Origin of the sequence: Alkalisalibacterium limincola, from assembly GCF_008017755.1 — a bacterium.
Taxonomy (GTDB): Bacteria; Pseudomonadota; Gammaproteobacteria; order Xanthomonadales; family Xanthomonadaceae; genus Alkalisalibacterium; species Alkalisalibacterium limincola.
The window spans coordinates 271,751-291,742 of sequence record NZ_VRTS01000001.1 but is presented as its reverse complement, the minus strand read 5'-3'; the positions used below and the strand labels follow the sequence as shown (position 1 = coordinate 291,742).

General features: G+C 69.5%; 21 protein-coding genes, 1 tRNA gene and 3 pseudogenes. 4 read left to right on the top strand and 21 right to left on the bottom strand.

What is annotated here, in order from left to right; genetic code table 11:
- Positions 1 to 31: 31 nt before the first annotated feature.
- The gene (locus tag FU658_RS01315; RefSeq protein WP_147890450.1) at positions 32 to 1,639 is read left to right on the top strand and encodes a complex I subunit 5 family protein; all 1,608 of its coding nucleotides are present in this window, start codon (positions 32 to 34) and stop codon (positions 1,637 to 1,639) included.
- A 24-nt stretch (positions 1,640 to 1,663) separates the two neighbouring features.
- On the opposite strand, the gene FU658_RS01310 is transcribed toward FU658_RS01315, so the two are convergent.
- The 10 genes from FU658_RS01310 to FU658_RS14950 form a co-directional block, all read right to left on the bottom strand.
- Positions 1,664 to 1,969, bottom strand: coding sequence for an STAS domain-containing protein (locus FU658_RS01310; RefSeq protein ID WP_147890449.1), 306 nt, complete (start codon positions 1,967 to 1,969; stop codon positions 1,664 to 1,666).
- Entirely contained in the window at positions 1,950 to 2,624 is a 675-nt protein-coding gene (locus FU658_RS01305; protein ID WP_187265849.1) for an MlaC/ttg2D family ABC transporter substrate-binding protein, read from the bottom strand. Before FU658_RS01305 ends, FU658_RS01310 begins: the two co-directional genes overlap by 20 nt.
- Before the next feature lie 10 nt (positions 2,625 to 2,634).
- On the bottom strand, positions 2,635 to 3,162 hold the full coding sequence (gene mlaD / locus FU658_RS01300) for an outer membrane lipid asymmetry maintenance protein MlaD (RefSeq protein WP_147890447.1): 528 nt from the start codon (positions 3,160 to 3,162) through the stop codon (positions 2,635 to 2,637).
- A 26-nt stretch (positions 3,163 to 3,188) separates the two neighbouring features.
- Positions 3,189 to 3,932 (bottom strand): MlaE family lipid ABC transporter permease subunit, encoded by a 744-nt coding sequence (locus FU658_RS01295; RefSeq protein WP_147890446.1) that lies wholly within the window; start codon positions 3,930 to 3,932, stop codon positions 3,189 to 3,191.
- Positions 3,929 to 4,741, bottom strand: coding sequence for an ABC transporter ATP-binding protein (locus tag FU658_RS01290; RefSeq protein ID WP_147890445.1), 813 nt, complete (start codon positions 4,739 to 4,741; stop codon positions 3,929 to 3,931). The genes FU658_RS01295 and FU658_RS01290 overlap by 4 nt, the downstream gene beginning before the upstream one ends.
- Entirely contained in the window at positions 4,741 to 5,550 is an 810-nt protein-coding gene (locus FU658_RS01285) for an MlaA family lipoprotein (protein WP_187265848.1), read from the bottom strand. The genes FU658_RS01290 and FU658_RS01285 overlap by 1 nt, the downstream gene beginning before the upstream one ends.
- Positions 5,551 to 5,818: 268 nt before the next feature.
- A complete protein-coding gene (locus FU658_RS01280) occupies positions 5,819 to 6,511 on the bottom strand; it encodes a hypothetical protein (RefSeq protein WP_147890443.1) in 693 nt (230 codons plus the stop codon).
- A complete protein-coding gene (locus tag FU658_RS01275) occupies positions 6,498 to 7,994 on the bottom strand; it encodes an efflux transporter outer membrane subunit (protein ID WP_277612826.1) in 1,497 nt (498 codons plus the stop codon). Before FU658_RS01275 ends, FU658_RS01280 begins: the two co-directional genes overlap by 14 nt.
- Entirely contained in the window at positions 7,991 to 11,224 is a 3,234-nt protein-coding gene (locus FU658_RS01270) for an efflux RND transporter permease subunit (RefSeq protein ID WP_147890442.1), read from the bottom strand. Before FU658_RS01270 ends, FU658_RS01275 begins: the two co-directional genes overlap by 4 nt.
- Before the next feature lie 50 nt (positions 11,225 to 11,274).
- A complete protein-coding gene (locus FU658_RS14950) occupies positions 11,275 to 11,787 on the bottom strand; it encodes a permuted SH3 domain-containing protein (protein ID WP_484476956.1) in 513 nt (170 codons plus the stop codon).
- An 11-nt stretch (positions 11,788 to 11,798) separates the two neighbouring features.
- On the opposite strand from FU658_RS14950, the gene FU658_RS14945 reads away from it, so the two are divergent.
- Complete coding sequence (locus FU658_RS14945; RefSeq protein WP_255505376.1) at positions 11,799 to 12,053, top strand: hypothetical protein; 255 nt, start codon at positions 11,799 to 11,801, stop codon at positions 12,051 to 12,053.
- Positions 12,054 to 12,085: 32 nt separating this feature from the next.
- Here FU658_RS14945 and FU658_RS14940 read toward each other — a convergent pair.
- Positions 12,086 to 12,391, bottom strand: a pseudogene (locus tag FU658_RS14940) (efflux RND transporter periplasmic adaptor subunit); the annotation flags it as partial.
- Here FU658_RS14940 and FU658_RS14935 point away from each other — a divergent pair.
- Both FU658_RS14935 and FU658_RS01260 read left to right on the top strand, forming a co-directional pair.
- On the top strand, positions 12,282 to 12,578 hold the full coding sequence (locus tag FU658_RS14935; protein WP_255505375.1) for a hypothetical protein: 297 nt from the start codon (positions 12,282 to 12,284) through the stop codon (positions 12,576 to 12,578). The pseudogene FU658_RS14940 and the gene FU658_RS14935 sit on opposite strands and share 110 nt — an antisense overlap.
- Before the next feature lie 196 nt (positions 12,579 to 12,774).
- Entirely contained in the window at positions 12,775 to 13,473 is a 699-nt protein-coding gene (locus FU658_RS01260) for a TetR family transcriptional regulator (protein WP_187265847.1), read from the top strand.
- A 32-nt stretch (positions 13,474 to 13,505) separates the two neighbouring features.
- On the opposite strand, the gene FU658_RS01255 is transcribed toward FU658_RS01260, so the two are convergent.
- The 10 genes and pseudogenes from FU658_RS01255 to ccmE form a co-directional block, all read right to left on the bottom strand.
- A tRNA-Leu gene (locus FU658_RS01255) sits at positions 13,506 to 13,592 on the bottom strand.
- A gap of 45 nt (positions 13,593 to 13,637) precedes the next feature.
- Positions 13,638 to 14,238: pseudogene (locus FU658_RS01250) on the bottom strand (cysteine dioxygenase family protein).
- 31 nt (positions 14,239 to 14,269) lie between these two features.
- Positions 14,270 to 15,400, bottom strand: a complete 1,131-nt coding sequence (metX, locus tag FU658_RS01245; RefSeq protein WP_147890719.1) for a homoserine O-acetyltransferase MetX — start codon at positions 15,398 to 15,400, stop codon at positions 14,270 to 14,272.
- An 87-nt stretch (positions 15,401 to 15,487) separates the two neighbouring features.
- A pseudogene (locus FU658_RS15885) lies at positions 15,488 to 15,733 on the bottom strand (c-type cytochrome biogenesis protein CcmI/CycH); the annotation flags it as partial.
- 47 nt (positions 15,734 to 15,780) lie between these two features.
- On the bottom strand, positions 15,781 to 16,305 hold the full coding sequence (locus FU658_RS01240; RefSeq protein ID WP_147890440.1) for a tetratricopeptide repeat protein: 525 nt from the start codon (positions 16,303 to 16,305) through the stop codon (positions 15,781 to 15,783).
- Entirely contained in the window at positions 16,266 to 16,430 is a 165-nt protein-coding gene (locus FU658_RS14220) for a hypothetical protein (protein WP_187265846.1), read from the bottom strand. The genes FU658_RS01240 and FU658_RS14220 overlap by 40 nt, the downstream gene beginning before the upstream one ends.
- A 1-nt stretch (position 16,431) precedes the next feature.
- Positions 16,432 to 16,881: a cytochrome c-type biogenesis protein gene (locus FU658_RS01235; RefSeq protein ID WP_147890439.1), complete on the bottom strand. Its 450-nt coding sequence runs from the start codon at positions 16,879 to 16,881 to the stop codon at positions 16,432 to 16,434.
- Positions 16,878 to 17,420 carry a DsbE family thiol:disulfide interchange protein gene (locus FU658_RS01230; protein WP_147890438.1) on the bottom strand — a complete coding sequence of 181 codons (543 nt, stop codon included), beginning with the start codon at positions 17,418 to 17,420 and terminating at the stop codon, positions 16,878 to 16,880. The genes FU658_RS01235 and FU658_RS01230 overlap by 4 nt, the downstream gene beginning before the upstream one ends.
- Positions 17,417 to 19,342 carry a heme lyase CcmF/NrfE family subunit gene (locus tag FU658_RS01225; RefSeq protein ID WP_147890437.1) on the bottom strand — a complete coding sequence of 642 codons (1,926 nt, stop codon included), beginning with the start codon at positions 19,340 to 19,342 and terminating at the stop codon, positions 17,417 to 17,419. Before FU658_RS01225 ends, FU658_RS01230 begins: the two co-directional genes overlap by 4 nt.
- Positions 19,342 to 19,797, bottom strand: coding sequence for a cytochrome c maturation protein CcmE (gene ccmE, locus FU658_RS01220; protein WP_147890436.1), 456 nt, complete (start codon positions 19,795 to 19,797; stop codon positions 19,342 to 19,344). The genes FU658_RS01225 and ccmE overlap by 1 nt, the downstream gene beginning before the upstream one ends.
- Positions 19,798 to 19,992 lie beyond the last annotated feature (195 nt).

Here is a 19,992-nt window from a genome sequence, read left to right as displayed (position 1 = left end):
CTGCCGCTGCTGGGGGGCGCTCGGCCTGGTGGTGTTCGCGTCGCGCGCCCACGCCGCGGGGGTGTTGCGCATCCTGCTGCCGCTGGCCTGCCTGCCGCCGCTGGTGCTGGCGCTGATGCCGGTGCAAGGCGTCGAGCTGACCGCGATCCTGCTGGGAACGCGACTGGAAACCGGAGTGCTGCAGCAGGCCATGTTGCTGCTGGTCGCCCTGGCCTGGGGTGCGGCGGGTTGGTATGCCGCCGATCGTGTCACGCACCAGCCCGGGCGCTTCGCGGTGTTCTGGTTGCTGAGCCTGGCCGGCATCGTGCTCGCCACGCTGGCCGGGGACCTGGCTTCGTTCTACTTCGGCTATGCGCTGATGACGCTCTCCGCCTACGGCCTGGTGGTCCACGATGGCGGAGCGGCGGCACGACGTGCGGGTCGCGTCTACCTGGTCATGGCGATCCTCGCCGAAGGCGCGTTGCTGGCGGGCGTGCTGCTGCTGGCTTCGCGATATGGGGCAACCGGCGTCGGCGACATCACCCGGGCTGCCCTGGATTCACCCCGGACCGGAGGACTGGCCGGTGTGCTGTTGCTGCTCGGTTTCTCGGTGAAGATCGGCGTGGCCGGGCTGCATCTGTGGCTGCCGCTGGCCCATCCGGTGGCGCCAGTGCCGGCCAGTGCCATCCTCAGCGGCGTCATCGTCAAGGCCGGCGTGCTGGGTCTCGTGCGCCTGGTGCCACCCGGCGCGCTGCCCGAGGCATGGATGCCGGGCCTGCTGGCCCTGGGGCTGTTCACTTCCTTCTACGGGGCGCTGGTCGGCATCGTGCAGACGCGCATCAAGACCGTGCTGGCCTATTCGACCGTCAGCCAGATGGGACTGGTGTTCATGGTCGCGGTGCTGGCGGTGTTCGCTCCCGAGCGCGCCGTGCTTTGGCCCCTCCTGGGCCTGTTCGTGCTGCACCACGGACTCAACAAGGCGGCGCTGTTCCTCGCCGCCGGGTCGGTGCCGTTGCTGGGGTGGTGGCGGGTGCTGCTGTTCGCGTTGCCGGCCTTGTCGCTGGCCGGAATGCCCCTGCTGTCGGGCGCACTGGCCAAGGGTGGACTGAAGTCCGCGCTGTACGACGCGGGACCTGGCCTGCCCCCGATCGTGTGGTTGTCGCTGGGCTCGGTCGCCACGGCGTGCGTGCTCTGGCGGGCCCTGTCGCTGGCCAGGGCGGGCGAGGCAGACGCGCCGAGGCCCCATGCGTCGTGGCCGGCGCTGGTCGTCGCGGCCGTGGTCGTGCCCTGGCTGTGGGCATCGCGGCATGACCTGGCGCAGCTCCCGTCCACCGCGGTGCTGTTCGAGGGCTTCTGGCCGCTGGCGGCGGCACTGGTCGCGGTGTTGGCCGTGGCGGCCATCATCAGGCGTTCGCCGGCGCTGGATTGGCGCGGCCGGATCCCCGAAGGCGACGTGCTGGTGCCGCTGCTCGCCCTGCTGTCGGGCATACGTGGCGTGTTCGCGCGTGCGTGGCCCCGCTGGCATGCCGTGCAGTGGCCAAACCCCGGGCCGGCGCTGGAGCGCTGGATCGCCCACGGGGAGCGCTCGCTGGGTTCGGTGTCCGCGGCCGGGTTGTCGCTGCTGTTGCTGGGGCTCGTCCTCTGGGTGGCCTGGACCTGAGCCGGGGGCCACGCGACGGGGACCTCAGGGGAAGTCGCTGAAGTCCGCTTCGATGCGATAGGCCCGGCACAGGTCTTCAAGCCCTTCGGGCTGGCCCGACAGGGCCGGGCGCTGGCCGTTGCGGGCGTCCACGCGGGCCACCAGTTCGCTGATCAACGCCACGCCGGTGGAGTCGAGCTGAGCAACCCCCGAGATGTCGAGCGTCCGCACGCCGGAATAGTCCGCCCGGGACAGGTCCAGCGACGCGACCCCGGCGGCGTCGCAGCGGCCGCGCAGGGTCAGCGTCGACGCATCGCGCTCGAGCGTGGGCTCAGAGCTCGGGGTCGACATCGATGCGCCCCTCGCGCAGGTCGCGGGTCACGCCGGCAATGCCCTTCTCGCGCACCAGCGGGTCGAACTGGTTGCGGAAGGTCTGCACGTAGGACACGCCCTCGACGATCACGTCGAACACCCGCCACTGGCCATTGCGCTCGCGGAACAGGTAGTCCACCGGGATCGGCGCGCCGCTGGGGCGACGGATCTCGGTACGAACGCGCTCCACGGTGCCGTCGCGCATCGGCTGCGACGCACGCACCTGGACCGCGGTGTTCGGATCGACCGTCAGCAGGGCCGTGCCGTAGCGGCGCAGCAGGTTCTCCTGCAGCGCCTCGGCGAAGGCGGTCACCTCGGCCTCGTCGGCGCCACGCGAATGCCGGCCCAGGACCAGCCGGCCGGTGTAGGCGGTATCCAGCGTCGGACCCAGTTCCTGGCGGATGAACGCCAGCAGCACTTCCTCGTCGGCATTGAATTCGGAGGCACGCGTGCGCAAGCCCTCGAACACCCGGTCGGTGCTCTGGCGGATGATCTCCTCCGGCTTGGCCTGGGCCTGGGCGGGCAGGGCGACCAGCAGCAGAGCTGCGCAGACGAGCGCCAGCAGGCCCAGGAGCGACGCGGAGCGCTGCGTCGGGGAGGTCGGGGAGTCGATGCAGGGGATGGACTTGTTCATGGCAACCACTTCATTCCTGGTAGGGGTCGAGGTCTTCGCTGTCGGCGTCGGCGTCGGCATCGGCCGACCCGCCGCCGCCCGGCGGACCATCGAAGATGAATTTGGCGATCAGGTCCTCGAGCACCACGGCCGACTGCACGAGGAAGATCTCGTCGCCGTCGGCCAGCATGTCGATATCGCCTCCGGGGGAGATGCCAACGTAGCGCTCGCCCAGCAAACCGCTCGTGAACACGCCGGCGGCGCTGTCGGCCGGCAACTCGTCGAAGCGGCGGTCGATGCGCAGCGTCACGACCGCGTCGAAGGTGACCGGGTCGAGTTCCACGCGGCCCACCTCGCCGATCGTCACGCCACCGATCTTGACCGGTGCGCGCAGCTTGAGTTCACCGATGTTGCTGAACTTGGCCACCACCTCGTAGGTCTGCCCGGTGAACGGCAGGCGCCCGTTGGTGGAGGCGAAGGCCAACGCCAGCAGGGTCAGGAAGGACAGCAGCAGGAACAGGCCGACGGCCAGTTCGGTACGGGGTTTGGAGGCGCTCATACGCGGGTCTCGCTAGACATGGGGTATTACAGCCGGAACAGCACGGCGGACAGGATGAAGTTGAACACCAGCACCAGCAGTGAACCGTTGACGACAGCGCGGGTGGTGGCGACCGAAGTGCCCTCGATCGTCGGTTCGGCGTTGTAGCCGGTATAGGTGGCCATCAGCGCACCCAGCAGGCCGAACACCATGCACTTGAGGAAGGCGACGCCGAAATCATCGACCAGGTCGATGCTGCCGCGCAGGCCCGACCAGAAGTAGCCCGCGTCCACGCCGAGCACCCACACCGCCTGGAAGTACCCGGAGACGATCGCGAAGCCGCAGAAGATCGCGCACAGCAGCGGCAATCCGACGATCGCCGCCCAGAAGCGGGGCACCACGGTCTTGGCCACCGGGTCGATCGCCATCAGCGACAGCGAGGAGATCTGGTCGGTCGCACGCATCAGGCCCAGTTCCGCGGACATCGACGATCCGGCGCGGCCGATGAACAGCAGCGCCGTGAGCACGGGACCCAGTTCGCGGTACAGCGACAGGCCCAGCAGGGTGCCCAGCGCGTTGCTGGCGCCGAACGTGGTGAGCGTGCGGTAGCCCTGCAGCGTCATGACCAGGCCGACGAAGGCGCCGCCCACGGCGATGATCGGCAGCGACCGCACGACCACGGTGTACAGCTGCAGGTTGAAATCCCGCAGCCAGTCCCGGCGCGGGCCGCTGGCACCGAGGATGCGCAGCAGGAACAGGCCGGTGCCGCCGATGTCGGCAATCATCTTCATGCGCCCGCCCCCTGGGCCAGGGAACGGCCCGGGTCGAAGGGAATCGGCCCGTCCGGCTCGCCCTTGAGGAACTGCTGCACCAGCGCGTCGTCGGCGGCATACAGCGCTTCGGGCGTGCCGTTGAAGACGATGCCGCGATTGGCGATGACGACCACGCGGTCGGCGATGCGCAGCGATTCCTGCACGTGGTGGGTGACGATGATGCTGGTGAGCCCGAGGATGCGGTTCATGCGCCCGATGAGCTCGATGATGACGCCCGAGGCGATCGGGTCGAGTCCGGTCAGTGGCTCGTCGTAGATCATCAGTGGCGGGTCCATCGCCAGTGCGCGGGCGAACGCCACGCGCCGCGCCATGCCGCCCGACAACTCGCGCGGATACAGGTCGTAGGCCGAGCGCAGGCCGACCGCATTGAGCTTGAGCTCGACCAGCCGGCGGATCACGTCGGGACCCAGCTTCGTGTGCATCCGCAGCGGCAGCGCGATGTTCTCGGCCACGGTCAGGTCGGATAACAGGCCGTTGCCCTGCAACAGCACGCCGATGCGGCGGCGCAGGCGCATCAGCTCGCGTCCCCCTGCCGGGACCGCTTCGCCGAACACGTCGATGCGACCGCGTTCGGGGCGCAGCTCGCCGGTGATGGCGTGCAGGAGCGTCGACTTGCCTGCGCCGCTGGGTCCCAGGACCGCGGTGATCGAGCCGACCGGCAGCGCCAGCGACGTGTCGTCGAGGATCACGTGGCCGCCACGCACGATGCGGACGCCATCGAGACTCACGGCGGTGTCGACGCCTTCGGGGAGGGTGCGCGGCTGCATCAGTCGAAATCGTCCTCGAAGTAGTCGTCGTCGTCGAGCAGGTAGTCGGGCAGGTGGTCCTCGTCGGTGCTGATCTGGAAGCGACGGCGTTGCAGATAGGTGTCGCGGAACAGCGTGTAGCTGTCTCCCGCGCCGGCCTCGAGCTCGCCCAGGTCCATCAGCATCGCGCGCAGGTCCACCAGGCCCACGCCCTGGATCAGGAAACGGTCACGCTCCGGGTCGACCTGGCGCAGCGGGTTGAGGGGCGCGTCGCCGGCTCGGCCGATGCCGTCGCGCAGCGTGCTCGAGCCCATCAAGGGCAGTACCAGGTAGCGCGATTCAGTCCAGCCCCACACGCCCAGCGTTTGGCCCAGGTCCTCGTTGTACTGCCTGAGACCGATCTCGGTGGCCGGGTCCAGGAAGCCGGCCAGGCCCAGCGTCGCGTTCATCGTGAAGCGCAGCAGCGCGCTGCCCGCCTGCTTGGGCCGCCCCTGCAACACCAGGTGCACCGCCGTGACCGGCTGGTACAGGTTGGCGAAGAAGTTGCCGACACCCTTGCGCACCGGCTGCGGGGTCACCGCGCGGTAGGCGGTGGCCAGTGGCCGGGCGATGTAGTCGTCGACCTTGAGGTTGAAGTTGTGGACCTGGCGGTTGAACGGCTCCCACGGATCGAACACACCATTGCCGCCGCCAGCGGGCGAGTCGATGGCCTCGGCCGCGGCGGCAGCGCCGTCGCCATAGGACGCGGCATCCACCCGCTCCACGTCGGCGGGCGGTGCATCCCGCTCGGGCGTTGCACTGCAGGCGGCCAGGAGCGCGACGAGGAGCATGACAAGGAGTCGCCTGGCGAACCCGGCGTGGGAGGCAATCGGTCGGGCGATGGCGCGTGCTGCTGTTGGCATCTCGGGGCCTGGTGGGGTCATGGCGTTGCGTGGGGGCACAAAAAAAGCGCCGCCCGGACGGGCATGGCTTGGGCCATGGCTCGCTGGGGCTGCGCGGAGGACACGATTATCCCACAACGCGGGAGAGTGTCATCGCAGGACAGTGACCGTGACGCAAAAACGCCGGCCGCGGTCGACTGCGGCCTGAACGACCGGCTCATGCGCTGATCCCGAGCCCTGACCCGGTCGCGGTGCGACGCGACGCATGGGCACCGGTGGCGGCGGCAAGGGCGCGCACGGACGCGGGCGCCGGGGCTTCGCCCCACGCGCACGGCTGTTGCTCCAGGGCGAGCATGCCGGTGGCGCCCTTTCCTGGCTTGCGTGTGTCGAGCAGGTGGAACTCACCGGCATAGCCTGCCCCCAGCCGCAGCGGCGGCTGGCGGCGCATCGACACGGTCCGGTCGACCAGCAGCACGGCCTGCCGGCCCCGCTCGGCCATCACCTCCGGGGGGCGCGCCCGGGTATCGATCCAGATCGATTCGCCACCGGCCTCGACGAGGAGGTCGGGCGTGCCGCGCACCAGCGGTTCGGGCGCCGTCACCGCCACCCTGCCATGCAACCACAGGTAGGTGCGCACCAGGGAACACTGGTCGAACAGCGGCCGCAGGGTGTTGGCGCCACCGCAGTGCACCGAGGCGTTCGCCATCAGTCCGAAAAGCTTGCGGCCCAGGCGCTGGGCGCTCCCGGAACGCTCGGCGAGGGCCATCAATGCTTCGATGTCGCCCGCGTGAGCACGCAGGCGACGCGCCGCCAGTGCCGGCAGCTGTGCCATGCAGGCACGAACGGCCAGCGCCAGGTCCATGTCCAGGCCGGCGTCGGCCGTTGCACGGGCATGCTTACTCGGTGTCATCTTCGTCTCCTCCGCGCTCGGCGGTGGCGGGTGCGCCTGCAACGGTGGCTTCGTGCCAGCCGCCGCCGAGGGCGCGGTAGAGGTCGACCAGGTTGGTCTGCCGTTGTTCCTGCAGCCGCAGCAGTGCCTGCTCGGCGGCGTAACGCGAGCGGCGCGCGTCGAGCATTGCCAGGTTGGAGTCCACGCCGCCCTGGAAACGCAGCTCCACCAGCGCCTCCCGTCGGCGGGCCGCTTCAGCCAGGGCCTGCTGTGCACCCAGTTGCCCGGCCAGGGCCTCGCGGCCGGCGAGGGCGTCGGCCACTTCGCGGAACGCCTGCTGGATCGTCGCCTCGTACTCGGCGACGGCGGCGTCGCGACGCACCCATGCCAGGTCCAGGTTGCCGCGGTTGCGGCCGGCATCGAAGAGCGGCACGGCCAGCTGGGGCGAGAAGAGCCAGGTGCGGGTGCCCGATTCGAACAGGCTGGAGAACTCCGTGCTGGCCGAGCCCAGGAAGCCGGTCAGCGTCAGGCGGGGGAAGAATGCCGCGCGGGCTGCGCCGATGTTCGCGTTCGCAGCCTGCAGCCGCTGCTCGGCGGCCAGGACGTCCGGACGACGGGCGATCAGGTCGCTGGGCAAGCCGGCCGGAAGGTCGGCGAGCAGGTCCTGGCGCTGCAGCGGAAGGGCCGCGGGCAGGTCGCCGGGGATCGATGAACCCACGAGCTGGACCAGCAGGTTGCGTGCCTGTGCCGCCTGGCGGCGGGCTGCGGCATGGTCCCCGCGCGCGGTCTCCACCAGGGTGCGCGCCTCGACGAGTTCCAGCTCCGACCCGACGCCGGCGTCGAAGCGCAACTGTGCCAGCCGCCCGGTTTCCTCCCAGGTCCGAAGCGACTGTTCCACCAGCACCAGGCGTTCCTCGGCCGCGCGCTCGGCCAGGTAGGCCGTGGCCACCGTCGCCACCAGCGAGATCTGTGCGCCACGACGCGCCTGCTCGGTGGAGAGGAACTCGGCCAGCGCCGCGTCGCGCAGGCTGCGGACCCGACCGAACAGGTCGAGTTCGAACGCCGCCATGCCCAGGCCCGCGCTGTACTGCTCGACGACGCCACCACCCGCGGGGGTGACGCCGTCCTGGGCCACGCCGGCCGGGAGGCGTTGGCGGCTGCCCTCGGCGGCGAGCGCCAGGTTCGGGGACTGGTCGGCGCGCTGGATGCGGTACTGGGCGCGTGCGGCCTCGACGTTGAGTGCCGCCAGCCGCAGGTCGCGGTTGTTCTCCAGTGCCAGCTCGACCAGGGACTGCATGCGCGGATCGCGCAGCACCTCGCGCCAGCCGATGTCTGCCGCCAGCGCTTCCTGCCCGGACACCGACACGGCATCGGACCCGGGATAGGACGCAGGCACCGGCGCGGGCGGCTGCTCGTAGCGCGGTGCCATGGAGCACGCCGAAAGGGCCAGCGTCACCGCCGCAACCAGCGCGGTCCGCACCATCATCGAGCGCATGCGGCTCATGCCTTGCCCTCCGCCGGTTCGGCGTCCGTGTCGTCGATCGCGCTGCCACCCTTGATGCGGAACAGTCGGGTGACGACGATGAAGAACACCGGCACCAGGAACACGCCCAGAAGGACCGCGGACACCATGCCGCCCAGCACGCCGACGCCGACCGCGCGCTGGCTGGCCGAGGCCGCGCCGGTGGCGATGGCCAGCGGCAGCACGCCGGCACAGAACGACAGCGTGGTCATCAGGATCGGGCGGAATCGCAGGCGCGCGGCCTCCACCACGGCGTCCGCCAACGGCATGCCCCGGGCGTACAGGTCGCGGGCGAACTCGATAATGAGGATCGCCATCCGGGCCGAGAGGCCGATGATGGTCAACAGCCCGACCTTGAAGAACACGTCGTTGGGCATGCCCATCACCATGACCGCCAGCACCGCGCCGATGACGGCCAGTGGAACGGCCATGATCGCCGCGAAGGGGATCGCCCAGCTCTCGTAGAGTGCGGCCAGCACCAGGAACACGACCATGATCGACATGCCGATCAGCAACGGGGCCTGGGTGCCGGCCTGCTGCTCCTGCAGGGACTGGCCGGCCCACTCGAAGCCGAAGCCCGGCGGCAGCTCCGAGGCCAGGCGCGCCATTTCGGCCATCGCATCGCCGCTGCTGACGCCGGGGGCGCCTTCACCGCTGATGCTGGCGGCGCGGAAGCCGTTGAAGCGCGATACGACCACCGGCCCCACCGACCAGTCCACGCTGGCGAACGAGGACAGCGGCACCATGTCGCCCGCGCCGTTGCGCACGGTCAGCGCCAGGATGTCCTCGGGCGTCATGCGCCAGTCCTGCTCGGCCTGGACGAACACCCGCTGCATGCGGCCCATGTTCGGGAAGTCGTTGACCAGCGCCGAGCCCAGCGACACCTGCAGGGTCGAGTTGATGTCGGCCACGCGCACGCCAAGCGCAAGCGCCCGCTCGCGGTCGATGTCGACGTTGATCTGCTGCGCCGGGGGCAGGGAGGCCTCGCGGATCGCCGCGCCATTGAGCAGCTCGCTCTGGCGGGCCCTGGCCATCAGGTCGTCGGTGGCCTCGCGCAGGGCCTCGAAGCCCAGTCCGCCACGGTCCTGCAGGCGGAAGTCGAAGCCGCTGCCGGTGCCCAGCCCCTGGATCGCCGGCGGCACCACGGCGAACACGTTGCCGTCGCGCACGCCGCCCATGACGAACAGGTCGACGATGGCGCGCTGGGCGATCGCCTGGGCGGACTGCTCCTCGTTGCGCTCGTCCCAATGCTTGAGGATGACGAAGCCAAGGCCGGCGTTGGGGCCGGTGCCGGAGAAGCTGAAGCCGTTGATCATGACGACCTGCTCCACCGCCTGCTGCGTCGGCGTGCGCTCGGCGTCGGGATCATTGCGCGTGGCCTCGTCGCCGATGAAGTAGTCCTCCACCTGGCGCGTCACCTCGCGGGTGCGCTGGGAACTGGCGTTGGCCGGCAACTGGATGTCCACGAGCACCGAACCCTGGTCCTCGGTCGGCAGGAATGCGGTCGGCAGGCGGATGAACAGCAGGCCCACGACCAGCAGCAGCGCCAGGTAGATGACCACGAAGCGGCCCGTGCGCCGCACCACGCCCCCCACCCGGCGCTCATAGCCCTTGGAGAAGCTTGCGAAATGGTGGTTGAACCAGTTGAAGAACCGGTCCAGCCAGCCCAGCAGCCCCGGACGCAGGTCGCGCTGGTGCTCGTCGCCATGGGCCAGCGGCTTGAGCAACGTGGCGCACATCGCAGGCGACAGCGACAGCGCCAGGAAGGACGAGATCACGATCGCCACGACCATCGCCATCGAGAACTGCCTGTAGATGACGCCGGTCGAGCCCTCCATGAACGCCAGTGGCAGGAACACCGCCACCATCGTGAGCGTGATGCCGATGATCGCCCCGGTGATCTGGCCCATCGCCTTGCGCGTGGCCTCGCGTGGCCCGAGGCCTTCCTCGGCCATGATGCGTTCGGTGTTCTCGACCACGATGATCGCGTCGTCGACCAGGATGCCGATCGCCAGGACCATTCCGAACATCGTGAGCACGTTGATCGAGAAGCCCAGCGGCAGCATCACCGCCAGCATCGCCAGCAGCGAGATCGGCACGGTGATCGTGGGGATGAGCGTGTAGCGGATGTTCTGCAGGAACAGGAACATCACCAGGAACACCAGGATGCCGGCCTCGATCAGCGTGCGCACCACGGTACGGATGGAGATCTCCACGAACGGCGCGGTGTCGTAGGGCACGTCGTGGGTCACGCCCGGCGGGAAGCCATCGGAGAGCCGCTCGAGCACGTCGCGAACCCCGCGCGAAGTTTCCAGCGCATTCGCGCCCGGGCCCAGCTGTACGGCGAAGGCCGCCGTGGGGCGCCCATCCCGGTAGGCGGAGAACTGGTATGTCTCGGCACCGACCTCGACCCGTGCCACGTCGCGCAGGCGCACGGTGCCACCGTCGGCATCGGCGCGCAGGATGATCGCGCCGAACTCCTCCGGCGTGGACAACTGCCCGCCCACGCGCACGGTGGCGGTGATCGGCTGGCCGGCAGGCGCCGGGTTGTCACCCAGCGTGCCGGCGGCCACCTGGGCGTTCTGCTCGCGGATCGCGGCCACGATGTCGCTGGCCTGCATGCCGAAGCCGGTCAATTGCGCAGGATCGATCCAGATGCGCATCGCGCGCTCGGGGGCGAACAGTTGCGCGGTTCCGACGCCCGGTACGCGGCGAACTTCATCGATGACGTTTCGGGCGATGTAGTCGCCAAGCACCACGCGGTCCAGGTCCGGATCGTCCGAGGACAGGGACGCGACCAGAAGGAAACCGGCCGCGGCACGGTCCACCTGCAGGCCCTGCTGCAGCACCGGCTGCGGCAGGCGCGACTCGACGCGTCGGATGCGGTTCTGCACCTCCACCTGGGCCAATGCCGGATCGGTTCCCGGCTCGAACACGGCCGAGATCGACGCACGGCCGCTGGCGCTGCTGGTGGACTGGTAGTAGAGCAGGCCCGGTGCCCCGTTGAGCTCCTGCTCGACGAGGCTGGTCACGCTCTCGTCGAGCGTCTGCGCGTCGGCGCCGGGATAGGTCGCCGAGATCTCGATCGTCGGCGGTGCCACGCTCGGGTACTGGGCCACCGGCAGGTTCGGCACCGCCAGCAGGCCCGCGATGATCAGGAAGATCGCGACGACCCAGGCGAAGATCGGGCGGTCAATGAAGAAGTTGGGCATCTGGGCGTTCCTGGCCGGGTCGCGTGGCGTGCGCGTTGCCCGTCATGGATTCAGGGCTGGGCGTCGTCGCCTTCGGCGACGTCGGCTGCGGCTTCCGGGTCCATGCCCGGCTGGGTTTCTTCCGGCGCTTCGCCAGGGGCAGGCGAGGGCGCGGCAGCCTGCCAGGGCTGGGCCATCACCGGCATGCCGGGTGCTGCGCGCTGGAAGCCTTCCACGATGACCTCGTCACCCGCCTCGAGGCCGTCCTCGACCAGCCAGCGGTTGCCCAGGCTGGTGCCCAGCGCGACGATGCGCTGCGCGGCCAGCTGCACCGGTGCACCCTGCGGTCCGATCTCCGGCTCGCCATCCTCGCCGCGCCGGGTTTCCACGACGCTGACATAGGTCTGGCCACCGGCGTTGCGCTGCACCGCCTGCTTGGGCACCAGCAATGCGTTGCCGGACGAACCCTGCTCCAGGCGCACGCGCACGTAGCTGCCCGGCAGCAGGCGCCCGTCGGGGTTCGGGAACTGCCCGCGCAGGCTGACCTGCCCGGTGCCCGGGTCCACGCTGATGTCGGAGAACAGCAGCGCCCGGGTTGGGCGTAGACGCTGCCGTCCTCCAGCACCAGCTCGACCTTCGCGCTTTCCCCGTCGACACGGGCGATGTCGCCGCTGTCGAAGGCGCGCTGCAGGCGCGAGAGTTCCGCCGTGGACTGGGTGAAGTCGGCATACATGGGATCGAGTTGCTGGATGCGCGCCAGCGGCGTCGCGTCGCCCTGGCCGACCAGCGCACCCTCGGTGACCAGGGCCCGGCCGATCCGGCGGCGATCGGTGCCTTCACGTCGGCATAGCCCAGGCTGATGCGGGCCTGCTCGAGCACGGCCCTGGCGGCCGCGACGGCGGCCTGGGCCTGGCGGTCGGCCGCCACGGCGTTGTCGTATTCCTGCTGGCTGACCGCGTTCTCCGCGATCAGCGGCGCATAGCGACGAGCCAGCGCGGACGCCTGGAAGGCATCGGCCTCGGCGCGGGCCAACGCGGCCTGTGCCGAGGCGGCCTCCGCCCGGAGGGGGGCGGGGTCGATGCGATACAGCAGCTCGCCGGCCACCACGTCACTGCCCTCGGTGAACACCCGTTCCAGCACGATGCCGGGAACGCGGGCGCGCACCTCGGCCACCCGGTTCGCGCTCAGGCGCCCGGGCAGCTCATTGACGACACTGGCGCGCTCGGGCGCGACGGTGATCGTGGACACCATCGTCGGCGGCATGCCGTTGGGCGCCTGTTCGCCGTTGCAGGCGGACAGGACCAGTAGGGCGAGCGCGCTGGCGGGCACGAGGAGGATGCGTCGGGTAAAGGGCATGGGGTGGTTCGATCCTTGAAGAAGGTCGCCGCCCGGCGGCTCGCGGGGGGGAGGGAGCGCATCCTGCGAGCAACAGGACAGCCGACCGGGCGACGATGGCGGCACTATACAAACATGTATGTATGTTTGTAAACTACCCCGGTCGGGCCGCGGACGGTCCCTCACGGAACGCTCCGTTCCAGCCGTGCCCTTGGCGGCACTTCACCCGGTGGACCATGGCCAGGAAGACGAAAGAAGAAGCCGAGCAGACCCGCGAATCGATCCTCGACGCCGCGGAACTGGCGTTTCGCGACTGCGGCGTCTCGCGCACCAGCCTCGACCAGATCGCCAAGCGTGCCGGCTGCACCCGCGGCGCGGTGTACTGGCATTTCGAGAACAAGTTCGACCTGTTCGGTGCGCTGATGGAGCGCACCCAGTCCCCCCTGTTCCAGCGCTTCGAGCGGGCGGTGTCCGACGACCAGCCCGACCCGGTCGACGCGATGCGCGAGGCGACGATCCACTCGATCCAGGACCTCGCGACCAATCCGCACTCGCGCAACATGCTCGAGATCCTCTTCCATCGGTGCGAGTTCGTCGACGAACTGGCGCCGGTGGTGGATCGCCACACCGAGAAGATGCAGTGGGTCATCGGCAACAGCGCCCGCGCCTTCAAGCGTGCCCAGTCGCTGGGGCTGGTGGATACCGACCTGTGCCCGGAATTCTGCGCGGCGATGTTCCACACACTGACCACCGGCATCATCCGCGACTGGCTGCTGGCCCCGGAAACGATCCCGATCCGCAGCATCAGTGAAAGCATGATCGACCACCTGCTGGCCAGCTTCGGGCACGTGCCATCGAAGGCCAGGGCGGTGACGATGCGGGAAAGGATGTGCGAGCAGGCGCAGGCGACGACGAAAGCGGCCCAAGCCGGCTGACGCCGCATCGCGCAGGGTGCGCAGGACCGTGCTGGTACCGGCGGTCGGACTCGAACCGACAAGGTTTTTAGGCCGGCGGATTTTGAATCCGCTGCGTCTACCAATTCCGCCACGCCGGCGACGGGATGCGCAGTATAGCCGGCCCGGGGCCGGCTGTCCCCGGGTCAGGCGTCGTTGTCGATGGACAGTTCGCGCGCGCTGCGCCGGTACCGGTCGCCCTCCAGTCGCTCGAAGATCGAGCAGCAGGTGATCGGGGCCTGGTAGATGTGCAGCGAGATCGCGATCGCGTCGTCGCTGGCATTGCGGATCGTGTGGTACTCGTGCGGCGGGATCAGGCTGCCGGCCGAGCCGGTACCCGCGTTGATCGTGCCGGCCGGGCGGAAACGGCAGCAATCCTCGCCACCCTCCAGGCACTCGTACTGGGTGATCTCCAGCTGGCCCTCCCAGACGCCCTCCACGCACCACAGCCCGGCATGGTCGTGCACCGGCGTGCCCTGGCCGGGCCCCCCAGGTCATCGCCACCACGCTGTAGCCCAGCGTCGGGCTGCGGTAGAGCTCGCGGCGGGCGTAGTGGTCGTCGACGCGTTCGTGGACGCAATCGGGGAGGTGGATGCCACGGTCGCGGATGGCGCGGCACAGCACGCTGCGCAGCGACTGGGTCACCGCTTCGTGGTCGGTTTGGGAGACCGCCTCGTCCAGCGCGCGGATCAGCGCCTCGCGGCCGGGGAAGTCGGTGTCGTGTTCGATGGGTGCGGTGGCGCTCATGGGCTCAGTCTAACAGTGGCATGACGCCGGCTCATCGTCCGCCCAGGAAGCTGCCGATGGCGGCGCCAAAGCGTTCGATATCGACAAGAAACGCGTCATGCCCCTGTGGCGAGGGCAGCGGAACGAAGCGCGCGTCGCAGCCACCGGCACGCAGCCCGTCGGCAATCTCCTCCTGCTGCTGCAGGGGAAACAGGATGTCGGTCTCCACGCCGATCGACATGGCCTGCTCCAGGCGGATGCTGGACAGTGCCGCACTCGCGCGCTGGTCGTCGTCGCAGCCCCCCGGGGCGTACTCGGCGACATCGAACCAATCCATCGAACGGCTCAGGTAGAGGTAGCTGTTGGGGTCGAAACGTCGCACGAAGCGGCGCGCATGGCCCTCCAGGTAGCTCTCGACCTCGAACTCCAGCCCGAACGGGTCTTCCTCCTGCCGCTTCTCGTCCAGCCGGATGCGCCCGAAGCGGCCACTCCACTCCAGCGCCGATCGATACGTGACCACGCCGAGCTTGCGCGCCATGCGCATGCCGCTTTCCGGGTAAACCTCGTCGGAATACTGGCCCTGGGCCCAGTTCGGGTCGAGCCGGATCGCCTCGCGCTGCAGCGAGCGGATCGCGATCGAGAACGGGAGGGCGCGGGGGCTGCCGGAAACGTTGATATGGCGTCGGGCCGAACCGGGGTGCAACAGCAGGTAGGCGATCGCCGCCATGCCGCCCATCGAGCAGCCGATCAACGTATCCAGGCGCCGGATGCCGAGGCTGTCGACCAGGGTGTGGGCGGCGTTGGCGATGTCCTCGACCGACAGGTCGGGAAAGGCCAGCCGGTACGGCGTCTGCGTCCCCGGCATCGGCGACGCCGGGCCGGTGGAGCCCTTGCAGCTGCCCAGCGAATTGACGCACACCACGAACCAGTGGTCCGTATCGATCGGTTTGCCGGGGCCGAGCATGCCTTCCCACCAGCCCGGCTCCGGGTTGTCGGGATGGCTGGCGGCATGGGCGTCGGGCGACAGGCCGGTCAGGATCAGGATCGCATTGTCGGCCGTTGCGTTGAGCCGGCCCCAGGTCTCATAGGCCAGGCGTGCCCCCTGCAGTTCGCCGCCACGTTTCATCGCGAACGGCGAAGGCAAGGCATGGAAGCGGGTGCCTGGCGGAATGAACTCGGTCATGGGGCGTTGGCGACGACCCGTTCGATGACCAGCATCTCGGCACGGCCATCGCGCACGGTGACCACCTGGCCCTCGGCCTCGAGGTCCCCCCGGGCGGGGTGCGGCGTCGCCGGACATCGAGATGCGCGCGTCCAGGCGGACGGCGCGCAGGTCGGAAAGCTTGAGCGTCGGCATCATCGCGCTGGCATCGGAGATCGTCACGTCGATCGGGAACCCGGTCACCGTCTGTCGATGGACGGCCACCGGCATGTTGGGTCCGTCGGGTTGGCGGGCGATGACGAACAACGTGGCGCCTTCGACGACCCGGTCGCGCACCAGCGGGTTGAGCTCCACGCGGATGTGGATCTGCGGGCCCTCGTGGACGATCTCGCCCGGCGCGGCTACTGCGCCACCGGCCAGTGGCGCCAGGCCGGCCTCGGCCCTGGCGTCGTTGATGCGGCCGACCAGCGCAGGGGCGGCATCGGGGCCGATCTGCTCGAGCAGGCGCTCCCACGTTTCCGCGGCTTCGGCCGCCGACCGGCCTGTTGGTGGTGGATGCCCAGCAGGAGCAGCCCGCGTTGCTGGGTCGGGTCGCGTTCCAGCGCAGCGAGGATCATCTCCAGCGGCTCGCCCTCCATGCGCCGGTCCGGACTGGCCAGCACCCGGGCCTCGGCGAACTCCACCAGGATGTCGGGGTCGTCGGGGGCCAGCCGGTTGGCCTGGGCGAACGCCAGCTCGGCCTCCTGGAAGCGCTCCTGCGACTTGCGGCTGCGGCCCAGCAGCACCCAGCCTTCAAGCTCGTCGGGATTCTCCGCCAGGTGCGCGGCCAGGTTGTCGACGGCCTCCTCGAGGCTGCCGGGTTCTCCTGACAGCTGGCCGCGCTCGATCAGCGACATCGGCGTGCCGGCGGTGATGTAGACCACCACGTGCCCATCACCAGCGCCAGCGAAACGGCGATCGCCGTCCAGCGGGCCGACTTCCACAAGGGCACCAGCACGAAGGCCAGTGCGAGGGCCAGCAGCACGGCACTGCCAATGAGGAATCCGGTCACGTCACCACTCCTGTTCGTCTTCCGCCGCCGGCGGCACCGGCTTGCGTGCCGCGCCCGCGGACTTGCGCCGCACCGTCATGACCACCATGACTGCACCGGCCAGCAGCACCAGCCCCGGCCCGAACCACAGCAGCCAGGTGGCCCGGCTCACGGGCGGCTGGTACAGGATGAACTCGCCGTAGCGCTCCACCAGGAAGGCACGGATCTCGGCATCGCTGCGGCCCTCGCGTACCAGCTCCAGCACCTGCATGCGCAGGTCGCCGGCGATGTCGGCGGGCGAATCGGCCAGCGACTGGTTCTGGCACATCACGCAGCGCAACTGGTGCAACAGGCCGCGGTAGCGCTCCTCCTCGGCTTCGCTGCGGAACTCGATCGGCTCGAAGGCGATCACCGGCGTGGTGAAGGCCAGCAGCAGCGCGGCAAGCAGGGCATGCAGCACTCGCGCGCTCATTGGCTGCCCTCGATCCGCGCCAGCGTCGGCAGCAACTGCTTCTCGACCACCTCGTCGGTGATCGGCCCGATGTACTTCCAGCGGATCACGCCCTCGGCATCCACCAGGAAGGTTTCCGGGGCGCCGTAGACACCCCAGTCGATCGCGGTTCGCCCGACCTGGTCGACGATGATCTCGTGGTAGGGGTCGCCGAAGCGCTGCAGCCAGCGCAGCGCGTCCTCGCGCTCGTCCTTCCAGTTGAAGCCGACCACGCGGATGCGGCCGCTCTCGGCCAGCCTCTCGATGACCGGGTGCTCGTCGCGGCAGGCCGGGCACCAGCTGCCCCACACGTTGAGCAGGTAGGGGGCGCCGCGCAGGTCGGATTCGCTCACCGAACGCTCCGGCTCGTGCAGCGCATTGAGCACGAAGGCCGGCGCCGTGCGGTCGATCAATGGCGAGGGCAGGGCGTCGCGGTTCGGGTCGCCGCTCATGCGCACGCCGACGAACAGCAGCACGCCGAGCGCGGCGAAGATCACCAGTGGCAAGAGTCTCTGGATCATGCCTCCTCCTCGCGCCGCTTCGGGCGGAAGCGCTTGTCCATCGCGACGATGAAGCCGCCCACCGCCATGAGCACCGCGCCCAGCCAGATCCAGCGGACGAAGGGCTTGACGTGCACGCGCACGGCCCACGACCCCTGGTCGTCGAGCGGCTCGGCCAGCGCGATGTAGAGGTCGCGCACCAGGTTGGAGCTGATCGCGGTCTCGGTCATCGGCATGCCGCCGCTCTTGTACATGCGCCGTTCGGGATGAAGGGTGGCGATCTCGCGGCCATTGCTCGACGCAATCACGGTGGCGCGGTCGGCGATGTAGTTGGGCCCGCGCACGGTCTCCACCGACTGGAACTCGAACCTGTATCCGAGCGACTCGACCACGCTGCCCGGTCGCATCGCCACGTCACGCTCCAGCTTCAGGCTTTCCAGCATCAGCACGCCGAACACGAACACCGCCACGCCCAGGTGGGCGACGATCATGCCGGTCATCTCCGGCGTGAAGCGGCCGCCCTGGCGCCAGCGGTTCCATACGAAGCGCAGCGTGCCTGCAGCCACCCAGACGCCGGCGGCCACGCCGGCGGCGGTCTTGAGCGTGCCCTGCGGCCAGGTGAAGAAGGTGACCACGCCGGCCAGCAGCGCCAGCCCCGCCCAGGGCAGCAACCACACCGAGACCTTGCCGACGTTGTCGCGCTGCCAGCGCAGCAGCGGGCCGAACGGGATCACCAGCACCAGGGGCAGCATCAGCACCGTGAACAGCACGCCGAAGTAGGGCGGTCCGACCGAGAACTTGCCCAGGTCCAGCGCGTCGGCGAACAGCGGGAACAGCGTGCCGATCAGCACCATCGCGGTCGCGGCCGCCAGCAGCAGGTTGTTGACCAGGATGAAGGTCTCGCGCGACCCGGCTTCGAACGGCTTGCCAATGTCGTCCCTCGGCGCGCGCAGTGCGTAGAGCAGCAGCGAGCCACCGACGACGAACACCAGGAAGGCGAGGATGAAGATGCCGCGCTCGGGGTCGGAGGCGAACGCGTGGACCGAGGTCAGTACGCCGGAGCGCACCAGGAAGGCGCCCAGCAGCGACAGCGAGAAGGCCGCGATCGCCAGCAGCAGCGTCCAGCCGCGGAAGCTGCCGCGTTTCTCGGTCACCGCCTGGGAATGGATCAGTGCCGCGCCGACCAGCCAGGGCATGAAGCTGGCGTTCTCGACCGGGTCCCAGAACCACCAGCCGCCCCAGCCCAGCTCGTAGTACGCCCACCACGAGCCCAACGTGATGCCCAGGGTCAGGAACGCCCAGGCCACGTTGGTCCACGGCCGCGACCAGCGCACCCAGCGTGCGTCGACCTTGCCGTCGATCAGCGCGGCGATCGCGAACGAGAACGCGACTGCGAAGCCCACGTAGCCCATGTAGAGCATCGGCGGATGGAAGATCAGGCCCGGGTCCTGCAGCAGCGGGTTGAGGTCGCTGCCCTGCGGGGGCACCGGGAACAGCCGGTCGAACGGGTTCGAGGTGAGGATCGTGAACAGCAGGAAGCCGACAGCCACGATGCCCATGATCGCCAGCACGCGCGCCACCACCGGCAGCGGCAGCGAGCGCGAGAATCGCGCCACCGCGGAACCCCAGCCGGCCAGGATCAGCACCCACAGCAGCAGCGAGCCCTCGTGGCCACCCCACACCGCGGAGAACCGGTACTGCAGCGGCAGCAGGGTGTTGGAGTTCTGCGCCACGTAGGCCACGGAGAAGTCATGGACGATGAACGCATGGGTCAGCAGCACGAACGCCACGAACAGCAGCAGGAAGCTGCCGTGGGCGAAACTCCGTGCGGTGTCCATCAACGCGACATTGCCGCGGTGCGCGCCCACCAGGGGCAGCACCGACTGGCCGATGGCCAGCAGCAGCGCGAGGATCATGGCGATCTGGCCGATCTCGGGAAGCATCAGTTGCCCCCGCAGCCGTCGTCGTCGGGACGCGCTATCGCCTGGGCCATCTTCTCGGCCACCTCGGCCGGCATGTAGGTCTCGTCATGCTTGGCCAGCACGTCGTCGGCGATGAAGGTGCCGTTGTCCATGCGTCCGCTGGCGATGATGCTCTCACCGTCGCTGAACAGGTCGGGGAGGATGCCCTCGAACTTCACCGGCAGGAACTCGGCGCGATCGGTGACCCGGAAGTCGACCTTCAAGGTGCCGGGCTCGCGCACGATGCTGCCCTCGCAGACCACGCCACCGAGCCGGAACCGACTCTCCACCGGCGCATCGCCGCGCAGCACCTCGCTGGGCGTATGCAGGTAGGTGAGGTTCTGGGTCAGCGCCCAGGCCACCAGGGCCGCGGCGACGACCGCGGCGATCAGGACCAGGCCCACGGTGGCCAGGCGACGTCGACGGACAGGGTTCATCGGCTCACTCCAGGAGCAGCAGCGCGGGCCGCTTCGCGGCGCACCCGCGTTTGGATCGATCGATTGAGCATGCCGTAGCGGGCCAGCGGCACCAGCATGTCCCACAGGAACACAAGCAGGTAGGCGGCGTACGCGGCGGCGACGAAGCGCAGCGCGTTGACACCATGGTCGGCCGGCAACATCAGCCCCATCGGC